Origin of the sequence: uncultured Nostoc sp., assembly GCF_964245445.1 — a bacterium.
Lineage (GTDB): Bacteria > Cyanobacteriota > Cyanobacteriia > Cyanobacteriales > Nostocaceae > Nostoc.
Window position 1 is genome coordinate 1 of the sequence record NZ_CAXTNE010000371.1, and the last position, 6,187, is coordinate 6,187.

The following is a 6,187-nucleotide window of genomic DNA, read 5'->3' on the forward strand; positions in this document are numbered from 1 at the left end:
GTGGGGAGTGGGGGGAGATGAGAGAGTAAGATCCTCCTCATCCCCTCACCTAGCAGTAAACTTCCCTACCGAACCTCAAGAATTGTTGCTGGGATTTCTTAACAGTACGATAGATGCCCAAGTGCGAGGAATGGTGGGTTCTCAGCCTCCAATGGAAGCTAAGGCGATAGCATCTTTACCAGGTGGGGTGCGACAGTGGTTACAAGCCTTAAGTAGTACATCTGGTACAGCTAATGCAGATGCAATTGAAGTGGAACGACTGGAAGCGGCACTGAAGGCTTGGACTATGCCGCTTCAATACCAATTAACTCTTAAAACTCTATTTCGTACTTGTTTTCAATTGGGTTCTCCAGAGTCTGGCGAAACAGATTGGACATTGGCGTATTATTTGCAAGCGGCTGACGATCCTGAGTTTTTGGTGGATGCGGCAACTATTTGGAACAATCCAGTTGAACGATTGGTTTATGAAAATCGAACAATTGAGCAACCACAGGAAACATTTTTGCGAGGATTGGGGCTAGCTTCCCGATTATATCCAGCGATCGCACCTAGTTTTGAAACCGAATATCCCCAATTTTCTCGGATCACCCCCATGCAAGCTTATGAGTTTATCAAGGCTGTAGCTTGGAGGTTGGAAGACAGTGGTTTGGGAGTAATTTTGCCTCCCAGTCTAGCGAACCGTGAAGGATGGGCAAATCGTTTGGGTTTGAAAATTACTGCCGAAACCCCAAAGAAAAAGCAGGGACGTTTAGGGTTACAAAGTCTGCTGAATTTCCAATGGCAATTGGCAATTGGAGGACAAACTATTTCCAAAGCTGAGTTTGATAAACTTGTGGCTTTAAATAGTCCCCTAGTAGAAATTAACGGCGAGTGGGTGGAATTGCGACCCCAAGATATCAAAACAGCCCAAACTTTTTTTACCACTCGCAAAGACCAAATGGCGCTTTCTTTGGAAGATGCCTTGCGTTTCAGTACAGGGGATACCCAAGTAATTGAAAAGTTACCAGTGGTTAGCTTTGAGGCATCTGGGGCGTTGCAAGAGTTAATTGGGGCGCTAAACAATAATCAAGCGATCGCACCTTTGCCCACACCAGCAGCCTTTAAAGGACAGTTGCGACCTTATCAAGAACGTGGTGCTGCTTGGCTGTCCTTCTTGGAACGTTGGGGTTTGGGTGCATGTCTCGCAGACGACATGGGACTCGGTAAAACTATTCAGTTTATTGCTTTTTTGCTACATTTAAAAGAGCAGGATGTACTAGAAAATCCAACACTATTAGTTTGCCCAACTTCGGTTTTAGGCAACTGGGAAAGGGAAGTCAATAAATTTGCACCAAGCCTGAAAATTTTGCAATATCACGGTGACAAACGCCCAAAAGGGAAAGCGTTTTTAGAAGCAGTGAAAAAGCACGATTTAATCGTTACCAGCTACTCACTGCTTCATCGTGATATCAAGTCATTGCAAAGTGTCTCTTGGCAGATAATTGTTTTAGATGAAGCCCAGAATGTGAAAAACCCAGAGGCGAAGCAGTCAAAAGCAGTGCGGGAATTAGAAGCGACATTTCGGATTGCGTTGACGGGGACACCAGTAGAAAATAGGCTGCAAGAACTATGGTCTATTTTAGATTTTCTCAATCCTGGCTATTTAGGCAATAAGCAATTTTTCCAACGCCGGTTTGCCATGCCAATAGAAAAGTATGGTGATACGGCTTCTTTGACTCAGTTACGTTCATTAGTGCAACCATTTATACTGCGGCGATTGAAAAGCGATCGCGAAATTATTCAAGACTTACCAGATAAGCAAGAAATGACTGTATTTTGTGGTTTAACTGGTGAACAAGCTGAACTTTATCAACAAGTTGTAGAACAATCTTTAGTAGAGATAGAATCTGCGGAAGGATTGCAACGCCGGGGGATGATTTTGGCTTTGCTAATCAAACTCAAACAAATCTGTAATCACCCAGCCCAATATTTGAAACAGGCGACATTAGAGCAACATAATTCAGCCAAACTTCTGCGGCTAGAAGAAATGTTAGAAGAAGTTTTAGCAGAAGGCGATAGAGCTTTAATCTTTACACAATTTGCTGAGTGGGGTAAATTACTTAAACCCTATTTAGAAAAACAACTAGGGCGAGAAATATTCTTTTTATATGGCAGTACCAGCAAAAAACAACGAGAGGAAATGATCGACCGTTTCCAACACGACCCTCAAGACCCACCGATTATGATTCTTTCTCTAAAAGCGGGTGGTGTCGGACTGAATTTAACACGAGCAAATCATGTATTCCACTTTGATAGATGGTGGAACCCAGCCGTAGAAAATCAAGCCACAGATAGAGTATTTCGTATTGGTCAAACCCGGAATGTGCAAGTACATAAATTTGTTTGTACTGGCACTTTAGAAGAAAAAATTCATGACATGATTGAAAGTAAGAAACAACTAGCTGAACAAGTTGTAGGTGCAGGTGAAGAATGGTTGACTGAACTGGATACAGACCAGCTTCGCAACTTACTAATACTTGACCGCAGTGCAGTAATTGACGAGGATGAAGGATGAAGGTTAATGCAGACGAGTTAAATGCAGCACGTCAAGATTTACTTAACAAAGTCGTTGATTATTTTCTAGTGAAGAAAGGTGTTGAGGCTTTATTCGTTCAAGGGTCTATAGCATCAGGGACAACGGATGAGTTCTCTGATATTGATTTTCGAGTTGTTGCTCAACCAGAACTATACGAGCAATTTCTTGATGAGCGTTTTTCTGCTCCTAAATACTGGGGAGAATGGCTATACAACGAGTGGCCAGCAGGAATTCGATGGGTTTGCGTCTTTCACTTCCATCCATTCAATAAAATCGATGTCCTTTACTACCAGCCAGACAATCTTCAGCCCTCCCCTTGGTACTTACAACCTGTTCAAGTTATTTATGATCCTAAAAAGTTAATACACCAAGTTATTGAAGCTTCTTCTGGCTTAGAGTTTACACTAGATGTTGATGAGGTGAATCGACTGATCAGCAAAGGGCTAGCACAAGCCGAGGAAGTATATCGTCGAGTCATGCGTGGAGAACTTTTCTATGCACAATCACTGCTGGACAATTTTCGCGGAAGCATGATGCAAATTGACGATTATTTCCTTAAAAATCCTTCTTCTTCCATGTCTCCATCTGCTCACTTTGAACAGCGCGGCAGTCAGATGTTAATTGAGGTTCTAAAACACTCCTACCCTTCCCTAGATCAGACATCTATTCTTAATGCATTGAATGCTTTACTCAATAGATATCAATACCAAGTAATGAACCTTCACGACATGCTGCGGTTAAATCGAAATGCAAAAACTGATTTGCATTGGATTAATACACTGATTAATTTATCTGGGGGTACTTTTAAGTTTTGAAGGAACACTTGTAGCGGTATAGTCTTATTTATGGTATTTGCATTTAGAGATTTAATTACTTAATTGGAATATTATCTAATAATTTAAAAGGTAAAATCATGACTAATTACACATTACAAGCAAGTCGAGAATGGTGGTCACAACAATGGCTAGATTTGCTAGATTCCTATCGCTTTAAAAAGCGTTTAGAACGTGCGAGAAATTATGCTCGTCAAGGAAATGTTCTCAGCATCGAATTTAAAGGTGCAAAAGTATTAGCTAGGGTGCAAGGTAGTGAAGTAGAACCTTATAAAGTTTCCCTTTCCCTTGAACCTTTTAGTGATGAACAGTGGGGTTATGTAATTGAAAGCATGTCCCAAAAGGCAATTTTTGCTGCCAAGCTGCTAGCAGGAGAAATGCCACAAAATATAGAAGAAGTATTCACGACTAATGGTCTTTCGATATTTCCATTTACCCTTTCTGATGTCCAGAGTAAATGCTCTTGTCCTGATAAAGCAAATCCCTGTAAACACATTGGTGCCCTATACTATCAGTTAGGCGATCGCTTCAGTGAAGACCCTTTTGTACTATTTCAATTGCGTGGACGCACCAAAGAGCAAATTATCAGCGATTTACGCCAATTACGTAGTGCCAAGATTCAACCTAATACCACAGAAGCGCCCGATATTCAACAGTCAATTCCTAATAACAAATACTCAGTAAAAATTGACTTTTTCTGGCAATACAATAAGCCACTAGAGTCATCATTAGTAGTGATTGCGCCGTCCACTAATGAGATGGTCTTAGATGTATTAGGAGCAATCCCCCTAGCAAAGGAAGAGGAAAATGCAGTAAATTCAACTTCCAGTGATGCAGTAATGAAGTATTTAAATACAGTTTACAGAGATGTGAGCCAGAAGGCTTTTTTAGCAGCAATGAATGTGGGAGGAAGTTGATATTAATTCGTAATTTGTAATTATTTTTCGTGAGATTGTTGTAATTTTAGTTTCAGACCAAAGTGCTGTAGCCCAAAGAGCCATCTGCAAAGATAAAATTCTCAAAGCCTGTTGTAGACAGTGTAATAACATCTCCATTGTTATTGAAGCTGATGTTAGCTGGGTTTAGGGCATTGCCTGAAATTACACCAGAAAAAGTGAGTTCAGAGCGATTGAAAGCACTGAGGTCTAAGGTATCAAAACCTTTTCCACCATCCACAGTCCCAGTACCGAACCCTTTGAAGTAGTCATTTCCAGTGCCTAGATCAATGTTGATACCACCACCAATAGTAACTTTTTGTTGAACTTCATTGATGCTACTGGTAGATGTAATTTTGTCATTGCCATCACCAGTCTTGATAGTTCCTTTTCCATAAATGCCATAGGCAGCACCAGCAATTGTTGCTGTAGCCTGTCCGGTAAGAATGTCACAACCATTCCCAGTATCAATTACTCCGTCGTTGGAGATGCCGTATGCAGTGCCGTTTGCGCCTGGTATTTTGCCAGAACCAGTAATTGTGTCGTTACCCTGTCCTGTGGTGATGGTGACACCTTTCATGTTCTGGATGCCAGTTCCATAAATGTTTGTGCCGCCAATACCTGTGCCAGTGCCTATGATCGTGTCTTCTCCGTCTCCGGTATCCAGTTTCTTACTGTTAATGATGCCAGTTCCAGTACCGCCGAGGGTGAGAATGGTATCGCCGACGAAAACGCGGCCTTTATTAGTAGCAGTCCCAGTCCCAGTGCCAGTGATAGTGTCATTTCCGGCCCCTGTATTCAAATTGCCATTATTGCTGATGCCAGTCCCTGCACCTCCAGAGCCAGGCCCACCAATCCCGAAGCCGGAAATGCCGCCAATACCGATACCAGTGATTGTGTCATTTCCGTCTCCGGTATCCAGTTGCCCAGTGTTGCTGATACCTATCCCAAATCCGCCGTCGCTGCCGAGGCGACCGCCACCACCAGTGCCGCCCTGACCAGTGCCAGTGATCGTGTCATTTCCGTCCCCTGCATTCAGTTTGCCACTGTTACTGATGCCTGTTGCAGTACCACCATTGACGCCAAGGTAATCTTCACCACCAGTGCCGCCCTGAGCAGTGCCAGCGATCGTGTCATTTCCGCCCCCAGTATTCAGTTTGCCACTGTTGCTGATGCCAATCCCATATCCACTGTAGCCGCCACTCAAGAAATGACCGCCGCCGTCACCGCCGTTGCCGCCAGTGCCATTGCTGATGATAGTATCGTTGCCCAACCCAGTATTAAGGATGCCACTGTTACTGATGCCAGTCCCTGTACCGCCACTGCCGCCAAAAGTAAAAGTGCCAGAGTTTTCACTAAGATTAGGATCACTCTCATTCCTGCCGTTGCCTCCAAGACCCCCATTACCCTTGCTCATGATAGCGTCGTCGCCCGATCCAGCATTCAGATTGCCATTATTGCTGATGCCGATTCCAGCACCGCCTTCGCTGCCATTGACGTTCTTACCGATAGCACCATCAGCCCCTTTACCGCCAGTGCCGTTGCCTTTAATGGTGTCCTTTCCTAAGCCTGTAAAAATGAAACCTCCAGTTAAAATATCAATCCCAATTGCTGGAAATTTGTTTAAATCTTCCCCTACTATTGTGTCGGAACCAGCAGTGCCTGTGAAATTGGGTGGAACCGTAAGTCTAGACATAATTAAAATTCCCTAAATTTAAAACATAAATGTGAGCCAGAAGGCTTTTTTAGCAGCAATGAATGTGGGAGGAAGTTGATATTAATTAGTAATTTACGCCTAATGTGAATTAGAAAAAAGGCGGGAGAAGTAAGAAGATGAAAGTTAC

Annotated in this window: 4 protein-coding genes; 3 read left to right on the forward strand and 1 reads right to left on the reverse strand. The window is 43.0% G+C overall.

Annotation, left to right across the window (positions count from 1 at the left end):
• The 3 genes from ACFE90_RS35025 to ACFE90_RS35035 form a co-directional block, all read left to right on the forward strand.
• The coding region (locus ACFE90_RS35025) for a DEAD/DEAH box helicase (protein ID WP_375506872.1) at positions 1 to 2,554 on the forward strand (2,554 nt) is incomplete at its 5' end.
• Complete coding sequence (locus tag ACFE90_RS35030; RefSeq protein WP_375506873.1) at positions 2,551 to 3,390, forward strand: nucleotidyltransferase domain-containing protein; 840 nt, start codon at positions 2,551 to 2,553, stop codon at positions 3,388 to 3,390. The genes ACFE90_RS35025 and ACFE90_RS35030, both read left to right, overlap by 4 nt.
• A gap of 98 nt (positions 3,391 to 3,488) precedes the next feature.
• Positions 3,489 to 4,325 carry an SWIM zinc finger family protein gene (locus ACFE90_RS35035; RefSeq protein WP_375506874.1) on the forward strand — a complete coding sequence of 279 codons (837 nt, stop codon included), beginning with the start codon at positions 3,489 to 3,491 and terminating at the stop codon, positions 4,323 to 4,325.
• A 52-nt stretch (positions 4,326 to 4,377) separates the two neighbouring features.
• On the opposite strand, the gene ACFE90_RS35040 is transcribed toward ACFE90_RS35035, so the two are convergent.
• Positions 4,378 to 6,039, reverse strand: a complete 1,662-nt coding sequence (locus ACFE90_RS35040; protein ID WP_375506875.1) for a beta strand repeat-containing protein — start codon at positions 6,037 to 6,039, stop codon at positions 4,378 to 4,380.
• Positions 6,040 to 6,187 lie beyond the last annotated feature (148 nt).

Excerpts from the sequence above, each read along its gene's own strand:
- ACFE90_RS35030 (WP_375506873.1), top strand. The coding sequence starts at position 2,551 with ATGAAGGTTAATGCAGACGAGTTAAATGCAGCACGTCAAGATTTACTT.
- ACFE90_RS35035 (WP_375506874.1), top strand. The coding sequence starts at position 3,489 with ATGACTAATTACACATTACAAGCAAGTCGAGAATGGTGGTCACAACAA.
- ACFE90_RS35040 (WP_375506875.1), bottom strand. The coding sequence starts at position 6,039 with ATGTCTAGACTTACGGTTCCACCCAATTTCACAGGCACTGCTGGTTCC.